The 19,441-nt window shown below is 59.7% G+C and carries 20 protein-coding genes; 10 read left to right on the forward strand and 10 right to left on the reverse strand.

The features are described 5' to 3' along the window. Nucleotides 1–40: 40 nt before the first annotated feature. The 5 genes from HU754_RS08255 to HU754_RS08275 are packed head-to-tail and all read right to left on the reverse strand — an operon-like array spanning nt 41 to nt 5,422. A complete protein-coding gene (locus tag HU754_RS08255) occupies nt 41–1,075 on the reverse strand; it encodes an AbrB family transcriptional regulator (RefSeq protein WP_186622675.1) in 1,035 nt (344 codons plus the stop codon). Beyond that, a complete protein-coding gene (locus HU754_RS08260; RefSeq protein ID WP_016984709.1) occupies nt 1,068–2,582 on the reverse strand; it encodes a tripartite tricarboxylate transporter permease in 1,515 nt (504 codons plus the stop codon). The genes HU754_RS08255 and HU754_RS08260 overlap by 8 nt, the downstream gene beginning before the upstream one ends. A gap of 1 nt (nt 2,583) precedes the next feature. Further along, a complete protein-coding gene (locus HU754_RS08265; protein WP_016984708.1) occupies nt 2,584–3,042 on the reverse strand; it encodes a tripartite tricarboxylate transporter TctB family protein in 459 nt (152 codons plus the stop codon). A 56-nt stretch (nt 3,043–3,098) separates the two neighbouring features. After that, entirely contained in the window at nt 3,099–4,076 is a 978-nt protein-coding gene (locus HU754_RS08270) for a Bug family tripartite tricarboxylate transporter substrate binding protein (RefSeq protein ID WP_016984707.1), read from the reverse strand. Nucleotides 4,077–4,129: 53 nt separating this feature from the next. Further along, on the reverse strand, nt 4,130–5,422 hold the full coding sequence (locus HU754_RS08275) for an OprD family porin (RefSeq protein WP_093438390.1): 1,293 nt from the start codon (nt 5,420–5,422) through the stop codon (nt 4,130–4,132). A gap of 236 nt (nt 5,423–5,658) precedes the next feature. Between HU754_RS08275 and HU754_RS08280 the strand changes: the two genes are divergently transcribed. Both HU754_RS08280 and HU754_RS08285 read left to right on the forward strand, forming a co-directional pair. Continuing rightward, complete coding sequence (locus HU754_RS08280) at nt 5,659–6,330, forward strand: response regulator (RefSeq protein WP_007911422.1); 672 nt, start codon at nt 5,659–5,661, stop codon at nt 6,328–6,330. Then, the gene (locus HU754_RS08285; RefSeq protein ID WP_093438385.1) at nt 6,323–7,708 is read left to right on the forward strand and encodes a sensor histidine kinase; all 1,386 of its coding nucleotides are present in this window, start codon (nt 6,323–6,325) and stop codon (nt 7,706–7,708) included. Before HU754_RS08280 ends, HU754_RS08285 begins: the two co-directional genes overlap by 8 nt. A gap of 105 nt (nt 7,709–7,813) precedes the next feature. Here the strand turns inward: HU754_RS08285 and HU754_RS08290 are convergent, their stop codons facing one another. Then, complete coding sequence (locus HU754_RS08290; RefSeq protein WP_093438380.1) at nt 7,814–8,635, reverse strand: HDOD domain-containing protein; 822 nt, start codon at nt 8,633–8,635, stop codon at nt 7,814–7,816. Nucleotides 8,636–8,670: 35 nt separating this feature from the next. Then, a complete protein-coding gene (gene ygfZ, locus HU754_RS08295) occupies nt 8,671–9,612 on the reverse strand; it encodes a CAF17-like 4Fe-4S cluster assembly/insertion protein YgfZ (protein ID WP_186622677.1) in 942 nt (313 codons plus the stop codon). A gap of 150 nt (nt 9,613–9,762) precedes the next feature. Between ygfZ and HU754_RS08300 the strand changes: the two genes are divergently transcribed. Both HU754_RS08300 and HU754_RS08305 read left to right on the forward strand, forming a co-directional pair. After that, nucleotides 9,763–10,017 carry an FAD assembly factor SdhE gene (locus HU754_RS08300; protein WP_186622679.1) on the forward strand — a complete coding sequence of 85 codons (255 nt, stop codon included), beginning with the start codon at nt 9,763–9,765 and terminating at the stop codon, nt 10,015–10,017. Next, a complete protein-coding gene (locus HU754_RS08305) occupies nt 10,001–10,453 on the forward strand; it encodes a protein YgfX (RefSeq protein ID WP_093438367.1) in 453 nt (150 codons plus the stop codon). The genes HU754_RS08300 and HU754_RS08305 overlap by 17 nt, the downstream gene beginning before the upstream one ends. Here HU754_RS08305 and nadB read toward each other — a convergent pair. Then, entirely contained in the window at nt 10,422–12,038 is a 1,617-nt protein-coding gene (gene nadB, locus HU754_RS08310) for an L-aspartate oxidase (protein ID WP_186622681.1), read from the reverse strand. The two genes, HU754_RS08305 and nadB, sit on opposite strands and share 32 nt — an antisense overlap. A 558-nt stretch (nt 12,039–12,596) precedes the next feature. On the opposite strand from nadB, the gene rpoE reads away from it, so the two are divergent. From rpoE to HU754_RS08325, 3 genes are read left to right on the forward strand one after another with little or no spacing between them, the layout of a single operon-like run. After that, a complete protein-coding gene (gene rpoE / locus HU754_RS08315) occupies nt 12,597–13,178 on the forward strand; it encodes an RNA polymerase sigma factor RpoE/AlgU (protein WP_003172477.1) in 582 nt (193 codons plus the stop codon). Between the two features lie 30 nt (nt 13,179–13,208). After that, nucleotides 13,209–13,796 (forward strand): sigma-E factor negative regulatory protein, encoded by a 588-nt coding sequence (locus tag HU754_RS08320; protein ID WP_034153146.1) that lies wholly within the window; start codon nt 13,209–13,211, stop codon nt 13,794–13,796. An 8-nt stretch (nt 13,797–13,804) separates the two neighbouring features. Next, on the forward strand, nt 13,805–14,770 hold the full coding sequence (locus HU754_RS08325) for a MucB/RseB C-terminal domain-containing protein (RefSeq protein WP_093438329.1): 966 nt from the start codon (nt 13,805–13,807) through the stop codon (nt 14,768–14,770). Nucleotides 14,771–14,784: 14 nt separating this feature from the next. Here HU754_RS08325 and HU754_RS08330 read toward each other — a convergent pair whose 3' ends face one another. Continuing rightward, complete coding sequence (locus HU754_RS08330; RefSeq protein ID WP_175559653.1) at nt 14,785–14,946, reverse strand: hypothetical protein; 162 nt, start codon at nt 14,944–14,946, stop codon at nt 14,785–14,787. 34 nt (nt 14,947–14,980) lie between these two features. Here HU754_RS08330 and HU754_RS08335 point away from each other — a divergent pair, with 34 nt between their 5' ends. Continuing rightward, on the forward strand, nt 14,981–16,414 hold the full coding sequence (locus HU754_RS08335; protein ID WP_034153148.1) for a DegQ family serine endoprotease: 1,434 nt from the start codon (nt 14,981–14,983) through the stop codon (nt 16,412–16,414). Nucleotides 16,415–16,496: 82 nt separating this feature from the next. On the opposite strand, the gene HU754_RS08340 is transcribed toward HU754_RS08335, so the two are convergent. Beyond that, nucleotides 16,497–17,930 (reverse strand): M48 family metalloprotease, encoded by a 1,434-nt coding sequence (locus HU754_RS08340; RefSeq protein WP_034153149.1) that lies wholly within the window; start codon nt 17,928–17,930, stop codon nt 16,497–16,499. Nucleotides 17,931–18,028: 98 nt separating this feature from the next. On the opposite strand from HU754_RS08340, the gene HU754_RS08345 reads away from it, so the two are divergent. Together HU754_RS08345 and HU754_RS08350 are read left to right on the forward strand one after the other, a co-directional pair. Then, nucleotides 18,029–18,268: a sulfurtransferase TusA family protein gene (locus tag HU754_RS08345; protein WP_007911399.1), complete on the forward strand. Its 240-nt coding sequence runs from the start codon at nt 18,029–18,031 to the stop codon at nt 18,266–18,268. A gap of 31 nt (nt 18,269–18,299) precedes the next feature. After that, nucleotides 18,300–19,370 (forward strand): AI-2E family transporter, encoded by a 1,071-nt coding sequence (locus HU754_RS08350; RefSeq protein ID WP_186622683.1) that lies wholly within the window; start codon nt 18,300–18,302, stop codon nt 19,368–19,370. Nucleotides 19,371–19,441: the final 71 nt, after the last annotated feature.

Consider the following 19,441-nt stretch of genomic DNA (forward strand, 5'->3'; position numbering starts at 1 on the left):
CTGTAGGAGTGAGCCTGCTCGCGATGGGGGCAACTCGGTCTTACTCGGGATTACGATTCCAGTACTTGAACAACGGCTCCGCCAGAAACAGCACAAACAGCAACCGCATCACCTGCATCGCCGTCACCAACGGCACCGACAATTGCAGCGTCTCCGCCGTCAGACTCATCTCGGCAATCCCGCCGGGCATCATGCCCAGCGTCAGCGAACGCAGATCCAGATGGGTCAAAGCACTCAACCCCAACGCCGCCAGTGTCGCAATCAACATGGTCAACGCCGTGCCGATCAATGTCCGCCCCATGAATGAAGGCGCACGGCGGAAAAACTGCCGATTGAAGTGACAACCCAAACCGCTGCCAATCAGCCACTGGCCAATCTGACCGCCGCCATTGGGCAAACCAATGTGCAAATCCCAGCCAATGCTCACCGCCGCACTCACCAGCAACGGCCCGAACAGCCACGGATTGGGTTGGCGCAAACGCTGCCAGAGCCACGCAAGCAAACCGCCCGCCGGAAACAGAATCGCCAGCCAGCGCCAATCGACGCTGCCAGCGTGGGAAATCGGTGTGCCGTCGCCGAGCAAATATTTGAACGCCGCCGGCACACACAGCACCACCACCAGCACCCGCAAACTTTGCCCCGCCGCGACGTGGCTGAGCATCGCGCCGTTGCGGGCGCCGAGGTTGACCATCTCCCCGGAACCGCCCGGCATGCTCGAGAAAAACGCCGTGGCGCGGTCCTCGCCGGTGCGGCGCATCAGCCACACGCCGACTACCGCCGAGACACTGGTGACCAGTGCGCCGAAGAAGATCAAACCGAAATGACTGAGCACCTGCTCCATCACCACCGGGGTGAAGTGCAGGCCAATCCCGATGCCGACGATCCACTGACCGCACTTGCGGCCGCCAGGGATTTCCGTCAGTTGCCACGGGGTCAGGCAGCGCACGAGGATGATCGCCAGCAACGAGCCGACCATCCACGGCAGTGGCCAGCCGATCTGGCTGGCGAGGTAACCGCCAAGCAGACCGACCAGCGGGGTTCCCCACCAGGATTTCAGTGAAGCACGATCAAACATCGGCAATGGCGCGGCGCGCGACCGAGCGTTTGCGCCAGATACGGATGATCGGCATCAGCAGCATGATCGCCGTCAGCACCCAGACACCGAGGGTGATCGGGCTCGACCAGAGGATTTCCAGTGCACCATTGGAGATCGACAGGGCGCGACGCAGGTTCTGCTCCATCAACTCACCGAGGATGAAGCCCAACAGCAACGGCGACAGCGGGAAGTCCAGCTTGCGCAGGATGTAACCGAAGATGCCGATACCGATCATCAGGAACAGGTCGAACGTAGTGGCGTGCACCGCGTAGACGCCGATCCCGGTGATGATCGCGATCACTGGCACCAGTGCCCAGTTCGGCACGGCAAGGATGCGGGTGAAGATGCGGATCATCGGGATGTTGAGGATCACCAGCATGATGTTGGCGATGAACAACGAGGCGATCAGGCCCCAGACGATGTCCGGTTGTTGCTGGAACAGCAGCGGGCCCGGGGTAATGTTGTACAGCGACAGAGCGCCGATCATCACCGCCGTGGTGCCCGAGCCGGGAACGCCGAGGGTCAGCATCGGCACCAGCGCACCGCAGGCTGCGCCGCCAATCGCGGTTTCCGGCGCGGCGAGGCCACGGGGGTCACCTTCACCGAACTTGCCGCTGGCGCCGGCCAGACGTTTTTCGGTCATATAGGCCACGGCACTGGCGAGGGTCGCGCCGGCACCCGGCAACACGCCCATGATGAAACCCAGCACGCCGCAACGGACGTTGACCACAAATACCGAGGCCGCTTCCTTGAAGTTGAACATCATCCGGCCGGTGGCTTTCACCGCTTCCTGGCCGTGGTGGGTTTTTTCCAGCAGCAGAAGAATTTCGCTGATCGAGAACAGACCCAGCACCAACACGACGAACTGAATGCCGTCGGTGAGGTGAATGTTGTCGCCGGTGAAGCGGTACACACCGCTGTTGGCATCGATGCCGACCGTTGACAGGAACAGACCGATCAACGCGGCAATGAATGTTTTCAGCGGACGGTCACCGGCCATGCCGCCGAGACAGACGATCGCAAACACCATCAGCACAAAATATTCCGCAGGGCCAAAAGCAATCGCCCATTTCGCCAGCAACGGTGCGAAGAGGACCATGCCGCAGGTGGCAATGAACGCGCCTATGAACGAACTCCACGCCGACAGCGACAGCGCCACACCGGCCAGGCCTTTGCGGGCCATCGGGTAACCGTCGAGGGTGGTCATCACGGTGGAGGCTTCGCCTGGAATGTTCAGCAGGATCGAACTGATCCGGCCGCCGTATTCGCAGCCCAGATACACCGCTGCCAGCAGGATCAGCGCCGACTCCGGTGGCAGGCCGAGGGCAAATGCGATCGGGATCAGCAATGCTACGCCGTTGATCGGGCCCAGGCCCGGCAATAGGCCGACGACGGTGCCGATCAGTGTGCCGCACAGCGCGGTCACCAGGTTGTACGGGCTCAGCGCGACGCCGAAACCCTGACCCAAATAGCCAAGAGTATCCATATCAGTTCTCCAGAACGCTGAGCAGGCCGAGAGGCAGCGGAACGTCCATCACACGGTCGAACAGCAGGTAAAGACCGATCGCCATCAGGCTGATGATCACCACACTCGGTAGCCAGCGGCCGCCGTACAGGCGAGCCATCGGAACGCCGGTGATGATGCTGGCGATGATGAAACCCAGTGGTTCGAACGTGCCGGCGAATACCAGCAGCAGGACGACGCAAGCGGCGATCTTGATCAGGGTTTCGCGATCCAGTGGCGGCTCGTCATCGCTGTGTTTGATCGGTGCCGGGCGGAACACCATGTACAGCAGCGCCGCGCCCATCAGGCCGAGCATCAGCAGAGGGAAGGCGCGCGGGCCCACCGGTTCGTAGGAAAAAGCCGCTTGGTACGGCCACGCCATCAGTGCCAGGCCGGCACAGACCAGCAACAGCACTGAGGCGAAAATGCGTTGAATAAGCATGGGAGCTCCTGTGCCGCGTCCCCGTCACCGGGAACGCAGCCGCTAGACAGAGGCGATCACTGGATCAGGCCGAACTCTTTGGCCAGCACTTTGTAGTCCGCCACCTGCTTCTTCACGTAGGTGTCCAGTTCCGGGCCGGTCATGGCGAACGGGAACAGTTCACGCTGATCGCGCAGCTTGGCGAAATCCTCGGAGGCCAGCAGTTTGTCGAACGCGTCTTTCCACCAGGCGTAGTCTTCATCGCTGACTTTTGGCCCGAGGTAGAAGCCGCGCACCACTGGCCAGACAATGTCATAGCCTTGCTCGCGAGCGGTCGGGATGTCTTTCATTTCCGGCTCGTCGAGACGTTTGTCGGCGAACACCGCGAGCAGGCGCATGTCACCGCTCTGAATGTGCGGCATGGAGTCGGAGATGTCGGTACTGCCGACCTGAATGTGACCACCGAGCAGGGCGGTAGCGATTTCGCCGCCACCTTCAAGCGCAACATAACGCAGGTCACGCGGGTTGATCCCGGCAGCCTTGGCGATCAGTGCAGTTTGCATCCAGTCCTGGCTGCCGACGGTGCCGCCGGAGCCGATCACCACGGAGCTTGGATCTTTCTTCAACGCCTGAACGAGATCGTCGAGGGTCTTGTAGGGCGAATCGCTCTTCACCGCGATGGCGCCGTAGCTGGTGCCAACCGCTGCCAGCCAGCGCACGTTGGTCTCATCGAAGCGACCGAACTTGCCCTGAGCCAGGTTCAACAGCGAACCGCTCGACCACGCCACCAGCGTGCCGGCATCGGCCGGACGTTGCGCGACCACGGCGTTGTACGCCACCGCGCCGACACCGCCGGGCATGTAGGTCACGCGCATCGGTTTGGTCAGCAGTTTCTGGTTGACCAAGGCGCTCTGCGCCAGTTTGCAGGTCAGGTCGAAACCACCGCCGGGGGAGGCCGGGGCGATACATTCCGGACGTTTCGGTTCGGCCATCAGTTGGCCGGCAAACAGGATGCAACTGGCGGCCAGTGCAACTTTACGCAGTGACAGGTTCATTCGATTCTCCACGGGCATTGTTGTTATTCGACGTGTTTTTCACTTACGGGCATTTACCAAAGTGCAACGCTATAGCTCACCAGCAAACGCACTTCGTCTGCATCGCGAGCCGAGTAGTTGGAGCGGTAAGTGGCATTACGCAAACGCACGGCGACATCCTTCAAGGCGCCGCTTTGTACTACATATTTGATCTCGGTGTTGCGTTCCCACTCTTTGCCTTCTTCACCGTTCTTGAGCTTGATGTTGTCACCGCTCAAGTAGCGGCTCATGAAGCTCAGGCCTGGAATGCCAAGTTTGGCGAAGTCGAAGTCGTAGCGAGCCTGCCAGGAGCGTTCTTCAGCACCGGCGAAGTCGTTGATCTGCACGAAGTTGACCAGGTACGGGTCGCTGCCATCGACATAAGGGAAGGCGCTGTCGCCAGACATGTGCTGATAACCGGCGCTGAACTTGTGGCCGCTCAGCGCATAGCTGACCAGACCGTTGAGCGAGCGGTTGTCGATTTCGCCGCCGCGGGCTGCGCCCTGATCATCACTGACGGCGAAACGCAGGTCAGTGGCAAACGTGCCGGGACCCATCGGTCGCGAGGCAACGAGGCCGAAGAAGTGCTGGTTGTAGACTTCGTCGAGTTGGGCGAAGTGGTAACTGCCGGTGATCTTGTCGGTGAACTTGTAGTCCACGCCGCCAAAATCGAAGTGCTTGCCAGCGGCGGTGCCGGCAAAACGGCTGTTCTTGTTGTTGAGGGCGATGTCCTCGAAATCGGTGCTGTCGCGATCCTTGGCTTTCTCCAGACGGCCGCCGGTGAAGGTCAGGTTCTTGATCTCTTTGGAGGTCAGCAAGCCGCCTTCAAAGGTCTGCGGCAGGATGCGCCCGTCGTTCGGTTTGAGGATCGGCAGTTCGGGGATCAGGCTGCCGATTTTAAGTTCGGTGGCAGAGATTTTCACTTTGCCGGTCAGGCCGACTTTGGAGTATTCATCCGCCGCACGCCCGTCATCATGGGTCGGCAGCAGGCCGGTACCGGTGCGGTCCGGGCTTGAATCAAGTTTGACCCCGAGCATGCCCAGCGCATCGACACCGAACCCGACGGTGCCGTCGGTGTAACCCGATTGCAGATTGAGCATGAAACCCTGAGCCCATTCGTCACGCTTGGACTGTTGAGCACTGGTGCCATCGCGAAAGTCGCGATTGAAATACATGTTGCGGGTTTCGAACGTGGCGCTGCTGTCGTCAATGAAGTCGGCAAAACTCAACGGCGAAAAACCGGCAAGAGCGGCGGCACTGGCGAGGGCGGTGTGACTGAAACGGGAAGGGCGGACAGGCGTGGAGGCCTGAGGCTGCATGGACGGCATGCGGGTGTACTCCGTTTATTGTTCTTATTGGTCGAAAACGCTTCGAGGCGTTTTTCTTTGCGCTGTGTGGCATCAGCGACGGCAGTTCGGACTGTCCGTGGGCCGACTCTAACCGGCTAACCTTTCACTAACCTTTCAGCTGACTTTCAAGGTTTTCGGGCTTCACAGCGGCGGTTGCGGCTGTAAACTCCGCGGCAAAGCGTGGCGTTGGCCATTCCTGAACGAGGTAAAAATCCATGCGTGTTCTGCTCGTCGAAGACCATCTGCAACTGGCCGAAAGCGTTGCACAGGCGCTCAAGAGCACCGGTCTGACCGTGGATGTGTTGCACGATGGCGTGGCTGCCGATCTGGCGCTGGGCAGCGAGGAATACGCCGTAGCGATCCTCGATGTCGGCCTGCCGCGCATGGACGGTTTCGAGGTGCTCGCGCGTTTGCGCGCACGCGGCAAGAATCTGCCGGTGTTGATGCTGACGGCGCGCAGCGATGTGAAGGATCGCGTCCATGGCCTCAATCTGGGCGCCGACGATTACCTCGCCAAACCGTTCGAGCTGACTGAACTGGAAGCACGGGTCAAAGCTTTGCTGCGCCGCAGTGTCCTCGGTGGTGAACGCCAGCAGCGCTGCGGTGTGCTGGCCTACGACCTCGACACCCGGCGCTTCACTCTCGGCGAAGAGTTGCTGACGCTGACGTCCCGCGAACAAGCGGTGCTGGAAGCGTTGATCGCCCGGCCGGGACGGGTGATGAGCAAGGAGCAACTGGCGTCCCAGGTGTTCGGTCTCGACGAAGAGGCCAGCCCCGATGCTATCGAAATCTACGTGCACCGCTTGCGCAAGAAACTCGACGGCCAACCGGTGGCGATCGTGACGTTCCGTGGTCTGGGTTATCTGCTGGAAAGCCGCGATGCATAAGCCCAGCAGCCTGCGCTGGCGTTTGCTGTGGAACCTCGCATTGCTGCTGGTGGTGCTGATGCTCGCCAGCGGTTTGAGCGCGTACTGGAATGGTCGCGAAGCCGCCGACACCGCGTATGACCGCACGTTGCTGGCCTCGGCGCGGACCATCGCTGCGGGCCTGTCGCAGCGTGACGGCACGCTGAGCGCCGATGTGCCCTATGTCGCACTCGATACCTTCGCTTACGACAGCGCCGGACGGATTTACTATCAGGTCAACGATATCCATCAGAAGCTGATTTCCGGCTACGAAAACCTCCCCGGCCCTCCACCGGGGACGCCGCGAACGGACAGTTATCCCGCGTTGGCGCGCTTCTACAACGCCACCTACAACGGTCAGAACGTGCGCGTGGTCAGTCTGCTCAAGGCGGTGACGGAGCCGAACATGAACGGCATGGCGGAAATCCGCGTGGCCGAAACCGACGAAGCGCGGGTGAGCATGGCGCGCAGTCTGGCCGCCGATACCTTGCTGCGTTTGGGCATGCTGGCGATTGGCGCGTTGTTGCTGGTCTGGTTCGCGGTCAGTGCGGCACTGCGCCCATTGGAGCGCTTGCGCACGGCGGTGGAAGAGCGTCAGCCCGACGACTTGCGCCCGTTGCCATTGGTTGAAGTGCAGCATGAACTGTGGCCGCTGGTGCGCGGGCTTAACCACTTCACCGAGCGCTTGCGTGGCCAGTTTGAGCGACAGGCGCAGTTCATTGCCGATGCCGCCCATGAGTTGCGTACGCCTTTGGCAGCGCTGAAGGCGCGGCTTGAGCTGGGCCTGCGTTCCAACGATGCCGAGGTCTGGCGTTCGACGCTGGAGTCCTCCGCACAAAGCACTGATCGCCTGACACATCTGGCCAATCAGTTGCTGTCGCTGGCGCGGGTCGAAAACGGCGCCCGGGCGATTGCCGAGGGCGGCGCGCAGTTGCTCGATCTGAGTCAGTTGGCCCGAGAACTGGGCATGGCCATGGCGCCACTGGCGCACAAGCGCGGGGTGGCCCTGGCGCTCGAGGCGGACGAACCGGTGTGGCTGCGCGGTGAACCGACGTTGTTGAATGAGTTGCTGAGCAATCTGGTGGACAACGCCTTGGCGCACACGCCATCGGGCGGCAACGTGATTTTGCGGGTGACGGCCCCGGCGGTGCTGGAGGTTGAAGATGACGGCCCGGGGATTCCGCTGGAAGAGCGCGATCGGGTGTTCGAGCGCTTCTATCGGCGCAATCAGCAGGTGGCGGGTTCAGGCTTGGGCCTGGCGATTGTTGGCGAGATCTGCCGGGCGCATCTGGCGCAGATCACCTTGCATGATGGCGAGCAGGCGGGGTTGAAGGTGCGGGTCAGTTTTATCGCCGGCTGATTGTGGTGGTTTGCTGGCCCCTTCGCGAGCAAGCTCGCTCCCACTCTGGAATGCATTTTCCTGTGGGAGCGAGCCTGCTCGCGAATGGGGCGGCGCGGTCTCGAATCAGTAAAACATCGTCCGCGACTCTTCCAGATCTTCACACAGCGCTTTGTTTTCCGGATCAATCCCAAGCTTTCTGAACGCCGGCACGCTCAGTGGATCAATCCGCGCAAACGGGTGGTCAGTGCCCTTGTGGCAATACAGGCTCGCCACCTGCACCAGATCGACATAGTCAATAGCAGTCGAGTCGCGCTTGAAGTCCTGATAGCGCCCCGGCAACTCCACCAATCGTTCCGGAAACTCCCACACGCGCAGCAACTTGTCGCCGAGCAACGGGTGAATATGGTCGATCACATGGTTGAGGCTGACCGGATCCGACAGCAGCTCATAATGATCTTCGGCGTAAGTCAGAATCGGCAGTACCCCGATCTGATGCACCAGCCCGCCAAGGGCTGCCTGATCGGGCTTGAGTTGCGTGTAGCGGCGGCACAACGCGTAACTGACCCCGGCAATTTCCAGGCTCTTGCGCCAGACTTCGCGCATCTTCTGTTCGACCACTTCCGAGCGGGCGTGAAAGATCTGCTCCATCACCAGGCCGATGGCCAGGTTGCTGCTGTAGTTGATGCCCAGCCGGGTGATGGCTGTGTGCAGGTCGGTGACTTCCTGCGCGGCGCGCAGCAGCGGGCTGTTGACCACTTTGATCAGGCGCGCCGACAGTGCCGTGTCACGGCCGATCACTTTGCTCAGGTCGCTGACGCTGATTTCCGGGTCTTCAGCGGCCTTGCGAATCTGCAGGGCCACTTCCGGCAACGTGGGCAGAACCAGGTCATCGTTATCGATGGCCGCAACCAAATCCTGTTGGACTTTTTCCGCCAGTTCGCTCATTTAAACTCTCTAGGGTGTTGCAACAAATGCTGCGATCAGCGCTGGATTTCGCGGTCGCGATCCAGTTCGTAAGGCAGGTCGAGCAGATGCAGCGCGGGACCTTCGAGGGTGCCCAGATGCAAATCACCGGCTTCGGCAGCTTCGGCCTGCAGCACCGCCAGGAGTTCAATGTTTTGCCCGTCCTTGGCGGCCAGCACCACTTCGCCGATGGCGCTGTTGTGGCTCGGCGCAAACAGTTGTGTGCCAGGTTCCGGCAAATCAGCAGCGTCCAGGCTCAAGCGGTACAGACGACGCTTGAGTTTGCCCAGGTACTGCATGCGCGCGACGATTTCCTGGCCGGTGTAGCAGCCTTTTTTGAAACTCACGCCGCCGACGGCCTGCAGGTTGAGCATCTGCGGGATGAAAAGCTCGCGAGTGCTTGCCATGACCTGACCGATACCGGCGTGGATCTGGCCCAGCAGCCATTGATTCAGTTCGGCTTCAGGCAGGGCTTCGGACAATTTGGCTTTGATGGCGTCAGCCTGATCGGCCGGTGCCCAGAGTTCGGCGCGGTCGGGCGAGACGCGAATCGCGATCAGGCCATCGTGACGCACAACGCTGTCGGTTTCCGCCGGCAGGTCCAGACCAAGACCGATCAAGGCACTGTCGCCGTGCTCCAGGCCGAAGCGTACCCAGGCGGCGCTTTCGTCGGTCAGTTTCGATTTGGAGAACACCGCGTACTTTTTCAGATCCGCCAGTTGCGGCTCCAGCAGTTCGCTGGCCATCGCCAGGACCACGCCGTCACCTTCGAGCAGAATGCGGAAGCTCGACTGCATCCGGCCTTTCTGTGTGCAACGAGCACCGAGGCTGGCGCGGCTGTCGCTCAGGTAATTGAGATTGCAGGTCAACTGGCCTTGCAGGAATTTTCCGGCATCCGCGCCGCGAACCGCGAGAACGCCTTCATGAGACAGGGTGCAGAAAAAAGCAGAATCGGCCATGGGTCTTCGCAGGGTAAATAGACTGGGGCACATCATAAGGGCGCGTTGGTGAAATGGGTAGTTGATAAAGGATCGGTGGTGCCCGACCAAAGCCGACTGTGCGACCCGCCTCGGCGCTGTATACTTGCCGCCAAATTTGAGGAGGGCTCCATGGTCGAACAAGTTGAACTGAATCGCCTCTTTTGGCACAGCCGTCGCGGCATGCTTGAGCTTGACGTATTGCTGGTGCCGTTCGTGCGGGAGGTCTATGCAGACCTGAATCAGGTGGATCGCGATCTGTATGTCCGTCTGTTGACGTGTGAGGATCAGGACATGTTCGGTTGGTTCATGGAGCGCAGCGAGTCTGAAGATCCGGAGCTGCAGCGCATGGTTCGCATGATCCTGGACCGTGTCCAGCCCAAGTAACACGTTCGAATGCCGCTGGCATGCCTCACGGCAGTTGCTGGCGGCGTATCTGTTGGCCCAGGCGTTCGCACTGGGTTCGTTGTTCCTGCTTTCTATTCCACTCTGGGCAAGTTTGCTCGGGGCTTTTGGCTGTCTGCTTCATGGATATTGGGTGTTGCCTCGGCAGATTCTGCTAAATCACCCTCAGGCGTTTCGCGGATTGCGCCGGGACGCCGATGGCTGGCAGTTATGGAATCAGGCGGATGGCTGGCAAGCCGTGCAGTTGAGGCCGGACAGCCTGGCGCTGCCGTTGATCGTGGTGTTGCGTTTTCGTCTGCGTGGGGAATGGCGCGTTAGATCAATCTGTGTGCCACGGGACTCGCAGGCGGCGGATCTGCACCGGCGCCTGCGAGTGCGGCTCAAGTTCAGCCGGCGTAGGTGGGCGGCACCAGAATAGTGTCGAGCGCCTCAGGCAACAGGTCGGGATAGTCGAGGGTGTAATGCAGGCCGCGACTTTCCTTGCGCTCCATGGCTGAGCAAATCATCAGTTCGGCGACTTGTGCCAGGTTGCGCAGTTCGATCAGATCGCGACTGACCTTATAGTTGCTGTAGAACTCGTCGATTTCGTCCAGCAGCAGGCGCACACGGTGCTGCGCCCGTTGCAGGCGCTTGTTGGTGCGCACGATGCCGACGTAGTCCCACATGAACCGCCGCAGTTCATCCCAGTTGTGCGCGATGATCACGTCCTCGTCGGAGTCGGTGACCTGGCTGGCGTCCCAGACGGGCAGGGCGCTTGGCGCGGCGACATCGTCCAGTTGCGCGAGAATGTCCGCCGCCGCCGAACGGGCATAGACGAAACATTCCAGCAGCGAATTACTGGCCATGCGGTTGGCGCCATGCAGGCCGGTGAAGCTGGTTTCGCCGATGGCATACAGGCCCGGCACATCGGTGCGACCGTTCTGATCGACCATCACGCCGCCACAGGTGTAATGCGCGGCCGGGACGACCGGGATCGGCTGTTTGGTGATGTCGATGCCGAATCCCAGGCAGCGCTCATAAACAGTCGGGAAGTGGCTTTTGATGAACGCTTCGGGTTTGTGGCTGATGTCGAGATACACGCAGTCAACGCCCAAACGCTTCATTTCATGGTCGATGGCCCGAGCGACGATATCGCGCGGTGCCAGCTCGGCGCGCTTGTCGAAGCGGGACATGAAGCGTTCGCCGTTGGGCAGCTTCAAATGGGCGCCTTCGCCGCGCAGGGCTTCGGTGATCAGAAAACTCTTGGCCTGCGGGTGATACAGGCAAGTCGGGTGGAACTGGTTGAATTCCAGGTTCGCCACCCGGCAACCTGAACGCCAGGCCATGGCGATGCCGTCACCGCAGGCGCCGTCGGGGTTACTGGTATAGAGATAGACCTTGGCGGCACCGCCCGAGGCCAGAATCACGAAGCGTGCGCCGTAGGTGTCGACTTCGCCAGTCTTGCGGTTGAGTACGTAGGCGCCGAGGCAGCGTTCGCCTTCCATGCCCAGGCGTGGTTCGGTGATCAGGTCGACGGCGACCCGCTGCTCCAGCAGTTCGATATTCGACCGCTCTTTGGCCTGGGCCAGCAGGGTTTTGAAGATGGCAGCGCCGGTGGCATCGGCCGCATGGATGATGCGGCGGTGACTGTGGCCACCTTCGCGGGTCAGGTGAAATTCGAATCCGCCGTCTTCAGTGCCGGACTGATCGTCGCGGGTGAAGGGCACGCCTTGGTCGATCAGCCACTGGATGGCCTCGCGGCTGTGCTCGACGGTGAAACGCACTGCGTCTTCGTGGCATAGACCGCCGCCGGCGTTCAGGGTGTCGTCGACGTGGGATTCGACAGTGTCGGTGTCATCCAGCACAGCTGCGACGCCGCCCTGGGCCCAATAGGTGGATCCGTTGGCGAGATCGCCTTTGCTCAATACGGCAATGCGCAAATGACCCGGCAGGGTCAGCGCGAGACTCAAACCGGCAGCACCGCTGCCAATGACCAGAACATCATGTTGGAATTGTTGGCTCATTACAGGATTCCGCTCAAAGCGACCCGGGTCGGGGGTGGTGCAGGACTGCCGGATCGGCGAGTCAAGACAGCCACACAGCCCACTAGTATATAGAGGGGGGGAGCGGCACAATAGCCGGGCCGATATGGCATTGTGAAACTACTGTGACCGAAAAAACCGTGTGCTTCGTCGGAAGTTTTTCTCACCCGTTTGGGGAAAAGACGACTGTATCGGTGCTGAAACAGCCTTTTTCTGCACAGGGTCGCCCAATGTCAGGTGGTGACGGCTATAAATAATTGGAACTTTTGCCAAAGGCCCAAGATCAATAGTCGGTGCCAGAGATAAGGGACAGTGTCGGCTTCAGTGCGGAATCTGCGGTTGGATTCCTGCCGGCGAAACCGATGACAAGATTATTCGCGCAGCCGGTTTATCCCGAGCTGCGCTTTTCGTGCGTGCCAAATCAGAGCCCGCAGGAAACTTGCCTGGAGGGGGAGAACTTTTGCGAAAAGCCCGAGTCTATGTTTGCAAGTCTGGTCGTTTAGTTATGCAAGTCTCCTTCGGGCTTATCGAGGAGTGTTCATGCTAACCCAGGAAGAGGATCAGCAGCTGGTCGAGCGCGTTCAACGCGGCGACAAGCGAGCTTTCGATCTGTTGGTGCTGAAGTATCAGCACAAGATTCTCGGGTTGATCGTGCGTTTCGTGCACGACACCCATGAAGCCCAGGACGTGGCTCAGGAAGCCTTTATCAAGGCATATCGAGCGCTTGGAAACTTTCGCGGCGACAGTGCGTTTTATACGTGGCTGTACCGTATTGCCATTAACACGGCAAAGAATTACCTGGTTTCACGCGGCCGCCGGCCGCCGGATAGCGATGTAAGTTCCGAAGATGCAGAGTTCTACGATGGCGATCATGGCCTCAAGGATCTCGAGTCACCAGAACGTGCACTGCTGCGGGATGAGATCGAAGGCACTGTCCATCGAACCATTCAGCAACTGCCAGAGGATTTGCGTACGGCGTTAACTTTACGTGAATTCGATGGTCTGAGTTACGAGGACATTGCGAGCGTCATGCAATGTCCGGTGGGTACCGTGCGCTCCCGGATTTTCCGCGCCCGGGAGGCCATCGATAAAGCCCTGCAGCCGTTGTTGCAGGAAAACTGAGACAGCGGCGACAGCCAAGAGAGGAACGCCATGAGTCGTGAAGCCCTGCAGGAATCGCTGTCCGCAGTGATGGATAACGAAGCGGACGAACTGGAATTGCGTCGAGTGCTCAATGCACTGGATGATGTTGATACCCGTGAGACCTGGGCTCGTTACCAGATCGCTCGGGCAGCCATGCACAAGGATCTGCTGCTTCCACGTCTGGATATCGCTGCGGCAGTGTCTGCTGCACTGGAAGACGAAACGGCTCCGGCCAAAGTATCTCGCAGCCCATGGCGCAATCTTGGCCGTCTGGCTGTTGCAGCCTCGGTAACTGTTGCCGTTCTGGCCGGTGTTCGCCTGTACAACCAGGACGAAATCGCTGGTGTCGAACTGGCTCAGCAATCCAATCAGCCAACCCTGGCCACTCCACAGGTCAAAGGTCCGGCTGTTCTGGCAGGCTATAGTGAAAGTTCGGAAGCCACTGGCCCTATGGCCAACGGCGTACTGCAAGGTCAGCCAGGCTGGCATGATCAGCGTCTGCCAGGTTACTTGCGTCAGCACGCTCAACAGGCTGCACTGAAAGGCACTGAAAGCGCGTTGCCATACGCACGTGCAGCAAGTCTGGAAAACCGTTAAGGAGGATCATGCGCGCCATACCTCTACTTTCGCTTCTGCTCAGTGGCTGGTTCATAGTTCCAGCCCACGCTGATGAGGCCCAGGACTGGTTGACCCGTCTGGGCCAGGCCGAGCAGCAGCAAAGCTTTCACGGCACTTTCGTATACGAGCGTAACGGTAGCTTTTCTACCCATAACATCTGGCATCGCGTCCAGAATGGCCAGGTTCGCGAGCGTTTACTCCAGCTCGACGGTTCGGCGCAGGAAGTCGTGCGCATTGATGGACACACTCAATGCGTCAGCGGCACCCTGATTGCCGGTCTGGGGGATTCCCCAAACTCAGCCGCTCGTCCTCTCGATCCGCAAAAGCTGAAAAACTGGTATGACCTTGCCGTCATCGGCAAATCGCGCGTGGCTGGGCGAGACGCAGTGATTGTATCGCTGACGCCTCGCGATCAGCATCGTTACGGTTTTGAATTGCATCTGGACAAGAAAACGGGTTTGCCGCTGAAGTCGTTGCTGTTGAACGACAAGGGGCAGTTGCTCGAACGCTTCCAGTTCACCAGTCTCGATACTGACGAAGTCCCGTCGGATAAAGATTTGCAGGCTGATGCCGACTGTAAAGCGATAACGCTCGACAGCGACAAGGCTTCGGCGGTCAAGACCGCTCAGGTCTGGCATTCGGACTGGCTGCCGCCGGGTTTTGAACTGACCAGCAGCACCTCGCACAAGGACCCGGAAACCAAGACTCAGGTCAACAGTTTGCTGTACGACGACGGCTTGGCACGTTTTTCGGTTTTCCTTGAGCCTTTGAACGGCGCAACCGTCACTGACACCCGCACGCAACTGGGTCCAACCGTTGCCGTTTCACGTCGCCTGACAACGCCTGAAGGCGAGATGATGGTCACTGTGGTTGGTGAAATTCCAATTGGCACTGCCGAACGAATTGCTCTGTCGATGCGAAATACCGATGGCACTGCAACCAGTAAGCAGTGAGCTGATTTCAGTCATTACCACGTCTTCATCGAGACGTAGATGAAATGTTTGCTGAGCATTTTCATTTGCAAATACCCCGAAAATTTTTTATAGGTCAGAGCCTCACGGCTCTGGCCTTGTTTGTTGTTGCCGGAACAAAAATGCCGGTCGGTGGTTTCCGGCGTTCCTTGCTCCATATCGCTTAACCCTGCTCGTCGTAACGGGAGCTGTATGTCGATACCAAGTTTGAAATCCTATCTCTCCATTTTCGCCACTGTGCTGTTGCTCGGTCAGGCGGTGCCTGCGGCGCAAGCGGCCGATCTGCCTGACTTCACCCAATTGGTCGAACAAGCTTCGCCAGCCGTGGTGAACATCAGTACCACGCAGAAACTGCCGGATCGCAAAGTGAACCAGCAGATGCCTGACCTGGAAGGCCTGCCGCCGATGCTGCGCGAGTTCTTCGAGCGCGGCATGCCGCCTCAGCAGCGTTCGCCGGGTGGTGGTGGTCGTCAGCGTGAAGCGCAGTCGCTGGGTTCGGGCTTCATTATCTCCCCGGATGGCTACATCCTGACCAATAACCACGTAATCGCCGATGCCGACGAGATCCTCGTCCGCCTCGCCGACCGCAGTGAAATGAAAGCCAAGCTGATCGGCACCGATCCACGCTCCGACGTGGCCTTGCTGAAAATCGAAGGCAAGGATCTGCCGGTGCTCAAACTGGGCAAATCCCAGGACTTGAAAGCCGGTCAGTGGGTCGTGGCAATCGGTTCGCCGTTTGGCTTCGACCATACCGTGACCCAAGGCATCGTCAGCGCCGTTGGCCGCAGCCTGCCGAACGAAAACTACGTGCCGTTCATTCAGACCGACGTGCCGATCAACCCGGGCAACTCCGGTGGTCCGCTGTTCAACCTGAACGGTGAAGTGGTCGGCATCAACTCGCAGATCTACACCCGTTCGGGTGGTTTCATGGGCGTGTCGTTCGCGATCCCGATCGACGTGGCGATGGATGTGTCCAATCAGCTGAAGAGCGGCGGGAAGGTCAGCCGCGGCTGGCTGGGCGTGGTCATCCAGGAAGTGAACAAGGATCTGGCCGAGTCGTTTGGTCTGGATAAACCGGCCGGCGCGCTGGTTGCCCAGATTCAGGATGACGGCCCGGCAGCCAAGGGCGGTCTGCAAGTCGGCGACGTGATCCTGAGCATGAACGGTCAGCCGATCGTCATGTCTGCTGATCTGCCACATCTGGTCGGCGCACTGAAAGCTGGCGCCAAAGCCAATCTGGAAGTGATTCGTGAAGGCAAGCGCAAGAATGTCGAACTGACGGTTGGTGCGATCCCTGACGAAGACAAAGAGCTGGATGCACTGCCGAAGTCCGGCACTGAAAGCACCAGCAACCGCCTCGGTGTGTCGGTGGGCGAGCTGACCGCCGAGCAGAAGAAAACCTACGACCTCAAAGGTGGTGTGGTGATCAAGGAAGTGCAGGACGGTCCTGCGGCGCTGATTGGTCTGCAGCCAGGTGACGTGATCACGCACCTGAACAACCAGGCCATCGGCTCCACCAAGGAGTTCGGCGAGATCGCCAAGGCACTGCCGAAGAACCGTTCGGTGTCGATGCGCGTTCTGCGTCAAGGTCGTGCCAGCTTCATCACCTTCAAACTGGCTGAATAATCCAGCGCTAAGGTAAAAAAGAAACCGCCTCGAAAGAGGCGGTTTTTTTATGCCTGAAGCTTTTGTCTGGACGGCAGGAGGCTTAGCCCATCATGTCCTTGACCATCCGCTCCTGTTCCATCAGCTCACGCTGGCGGGCATCGATGCGTGAAGACAGCGGGAAGTTGCTGCCCGCCTTGCGCTTGGCAAAATCGAGTTGCTGGATCGCCTGGCGATAATCGCCAACCAGCGCGAAATACTCGGCCCGCGCCTGGTGCAGGCCAATGATGTTCCCCGACAAGCCACGGGTTTCGGCGACCTGATACCAGACATCCGGATCATCCGGGCGGGATTTGAGTAATGCTTCCAGCGCCTTCTCGGCGTCCGGCGCGCGATTCTGTTTCAGCAGCAGATCCACTCGAACCTGATTCAGCGGATAGTTGCCCGGATATTGTGTAAGCATCCGGTCCACACGGGACTGTGCATCCGGCAAACGATTATTGGTGATGTCCAGATCGACTTGGGCAAGGTTGTAGATGATTTCGTTCGGCGACGTCGCCAGCAATTGCTTGAGATTCTCGCGCGCTTCATTCAACTGGCCACCCTTGATCTGCGCAATCGCCAGACCGTAGCGCGCCACATCGTTCTTCGGGTTTTCATCCAGCTGCGCACGGAAACGCTTGGCGCCCAGACCCGGGGTTTCTTCGTAGATCAACTGCACGCGCGCGCGGATCAATTGATAGCGCTTGGAGTCTTCAATGCCGCCCGGTTTGGCTTGTTCGGCGCGGTTGCGGGTGTCGGCAATACGCGATTCGGTCACCGGGTGAGTCAGCAGGAATTCCGGTGGCTTGGCGTCGAAACGGTATTGACGCATCAGGCGTTCGAACATGGTCGGCATCGAGCGCGGGTCATACCCGGCCTTTTCCAGATTGAGGATGCCGATGCGGTCGGCTTCCTGTTCGTTCTGCCGGGAGAACGTGCGCTGCGACTGAATCGCCGCTGCCTGCGTACCGGCGATGGTCGCAATACCAGCGTCACCGCCACCGGCTGCGGCGATGACGATCCCGGCCAGCAGCGCGGCCATCATCGGCACCTGCATTCGTTGCGATGCCTCGACGCCGCGCGCGAAGTGGCGTTGTGACAAGTGCGCCAGTTCGTGCGCCAGTACCGATGCGTATTCACCCTCGGTCTGCGCATTGAGGAACAAACCGCCGTTGACCCCGACCACGCCGCCCGGCGCCGCGAAGGCGTTGAGCTGCGGGCTGTTGATCAGAATGAATTCAAGGCGTCGGTCAGTGACTTGACTGGTCTCCACCAGCTTATAGACGCTGGACTCGACGTAGTCCTTGAGCTGCGGATCGTTGAGCTGTGAAACCTGGCTGCGCAACATCGCCAGCCAGGCGCGGCCAAGCTGGTATTCCTGTTGCGGCGAGACAATGGCAGAACTGGCGTCGCCGAGTGACGGCAGATCGTCGGCAAAGCCTGGTGAGGCGAGCAGGCAAGCGAGCGTCAGCAGGGTAGGGCGCAGAAAAGTCATGCACAAAGCCTTAGAAGACAAAGACCTTACTGTAGCCGGACACCGAAGCTGCGACCAGATATTCTAGGCAGCTTGAAGACCTGAACCGGAGTGACGCAATGACTGACGCTGTAGCCCATGACGTGGAACTGGACGCCAGTGGCCTGAATTGTCCGTTGCCGTTGCTCAAGGCGAAAATGGAGCTGAACAAGCTTCAGAGTGGCGCCGTCCTCAAGGTGATCGCCACTGATGCGGGCTCGCAACGCGACTTTCGCACCTTTGCCAAATTGGCCGGTCATACGCTGCTGCGCGAAGAAGACGAAGCAGGTGTGTACCGTTACTGGTTGAAAAAGGCCTGAAATCGACAGCGTTACAATCTAAGGATTATTGATGTTCAAAGTGTTACGCGACTGGATTCAGCGCTATTTCTCCGATGAGGAAGCGGTGGTGCTGGCGGTGCTGCTGTTTCTCGCCTTCACGGCCGTGCTCACCCTTGGCGGCATGCTCGCGCCGGTGTTGGCGGGGATGGTGCTGGCGTATCTCATGCAGGGCCTGGTGGTCACGCTCGAGCGTCTGCGCGTGCCGGGTGGTGTGGCGGTAGGATTGGTGTTTGCGCTGTTCATGGGCGTGCTGATGCTGTTTATCCTTGTGGTGTTGCCGTTGCTCTGGCATCAGTTGATCACCCTGTTCAATGAGTTGCCGGGCATGCTCGCCAAATGGCAGTCGCTGCTGTTGCTGCTGCCGGAACGCTATCCGCACTTGGTGTCCGATGAGCAAGTGTTGCAGGCGATCGAGGCGGCGCGTGGCGAGATCGGCAAGTTCGGCCAGTGGGCGCTGACGTTCTCGCTGTCGAGTCTGCCGCTGCTGGTGAACATCATGATCTACCTCGTGCTGGTGCCGATTCTGGTGTTCTTCTTCCTCAAGGACCGGGTCATGATCGGCGAGTGGGTGCGTGGCTACTTGCCGCGTGAGCGCGCGCTGATCACTCGGGTTGCGCAGGAGATGAACCGGCAGATCGCCAACTACATTCGCGGCAAGGTCATCGAAATCGTGATTTGCGGCGGCGTGACCTACATCGCGTTTGTCGCCCTTGGACTCAACTATGCGGCGCTGCTGGCGTTGCTGGTCGGTGTGTCGGTGGTGGTGCCGTATGTCGGTGCCGTGGTGGTGACCGTGCCGGTGCTGCTGATTGCGCTGTTCCAGTGGGGCTGGAGCGATCAGTTCATTTATCTGATGGCGGTCTACGGGATCATTCAGACACTGGATGGCAATGTGCTGGTGCCGCTGTTGTTCTCGGAGGCGGTCAATTTGCACCCGGTGGCAATCATCTGTGCGGTGCTGTTGTTTGGCGGGTTGTGGGGCTTTTGGGGCGTGTTCTTTGCGATCCCGCTGGCGACCCTGTTCAAGGCAGTGCTGGATGCGTGGCCGCGCAAGGAGCCGGTGGTGGCGCCACTGCTCTAGTGGTTGATCCCGATTATTCGGTGACGTCAGGGCCCATTCGCGAGCAAGCTCGCTCCCACACTGGATCTGTG

The sequence above is a fragment of the Pseudomonas zeae genome (genome assembly GCF_014268485.2).
Classification (GTDB): domain Bacteria; phylum Pseudomonadota; class Gammaproteobacteria; order Pseudomonadales; family Pseudomonadaceae; genus Aquipseudomonas; species Aquipseudomonas neuropathica.

Coding starts and splice junctions, on each gene's coding strand:
- HU754_RS08255 (WP_186622675.1), bottom strand. CDS start 1,075: ATGTTTGATCGTGCTTCACTGAAATCCTGGTGGGGAACCCCGCTGGTC.
- ygfZ (WP_186622677.1), bottom strand. CDS start 9,612: ATGGCCGATTCTGCTTTTTTCTGCACCCTGTCTCATGAAGGCGTTCTC.
- HU754_RS08285 (WP_093438385.1), top strand. CDS start 6,323: ATGCATAAGCCCAGCAGCCTGCGCTGGCGTTTGCTGTGGAACCTCGCA.
- HU754_RS08265 (WP_016984708.1), bottom strand. CDS start 3,042: ATGCTTATTCAACGCATTTTCGCCTCAGTGCTGTTGCTGGTCTGTGCC.
- HU754_RS08320 (WP_034153146.1), top strand. CDS start 13,209: ATGAGTCGTGAAGCCCTGCAGGAATCGCTGTCCGCAGTGATGGATAAC.
- HU754_RS08275 (WP_093438390.1), bottom strand. CDS start 5,422: ATGCCGTCCATGCAGCCTCAGGCCTCCACGCCTGTCCGCCCTTCCCGT.
- HU754_RS08340 (WP_034153149.1), bottom strand. CDS start 17,930: ATGACTTTTCTGCGCCCTACCCTGCTGACGCTCGCTTGCCTGCTCGCC.
- HU754_RS08280 (WP_007911422.1), top strand. CDS start 5,659: ATGCGTGTTCTGCTCGTCGAAGACCATCTGCAACTGGCCGAAAGCGTT.
- rpoE (WP_003172477.1), top strand. CDS start 12,597: ATGCTAACCCAGGAAGAGGATCAGCAGCTGGTCGAGCGCGTTCAACGC.
- HU754_RS08260 (WP_016984709.1), bottom strand. CDS start 2,582: ATGGATACTCTTGGCTATTTGGGTCAGGGTTTCGGCGTCGCGCTGAGC.
- HU754_RS08345 (WP_007911399.1), top strand. CDS start 18,029: ATGACTGACGCTGTAGCCCATGACGTGGAACTGGACGCCAGTGGCCTG.
- HU754_RS08300 (WP_186622679.1), top strand. CDS start 9,763: ATGGTCGAACAAGTTGAACTGAATCGCCTCTTTTGGCACAGCCGTCGC.
- HU754_RS08290 (WP_093438380.1), bottom strand. CDS start 8,635: ATGAGCGAACTGGCGGAAAAAGTCCAACAGGATTTGGTTGCGGCCATC.
- HU754_RS08335 (WP_034153148.1), top strand. CDS start 14,981: ATGTCGATACCAAGTTTGAAATCCTATCTCTCCATTTTCGCCACTGTG.
- HU754_RS08350 (WP_186622683.1), top strand. CDS start 18,300: ATGTTCAAAGTGTTACGCGACTGGATTCAGCGCTATTTCTCCGATGAG.
- HU754_RS08270 (WP_016984707.1), bottom strand. CDS start 4,076: ATGAACCTGTCACTGCGTAAAGTTGCACTGGCCGCCAGTTGCATCCTG.
- HU754_RS08325 (WP_093438329.1), top strand. CDS start 13,805: ATGCGCGCCATACCTCTACTTTCGCTTCTGCTCAGTGGCTGGTTCATA.
- nadB (WP_186622681.1), bottom strand. CDS start 12,038: ATGAGCCAACAATTCCAACATGATGTTCTGGTCATTGGCAGCGGTGCT.
- HU754_RS08330 (WP_175559653.1), bottom strand. CDS start 14,946: ATGGAGCAAGGAACGCCGGAAACCACCGACCGGCATTTTTGTTCCGGC.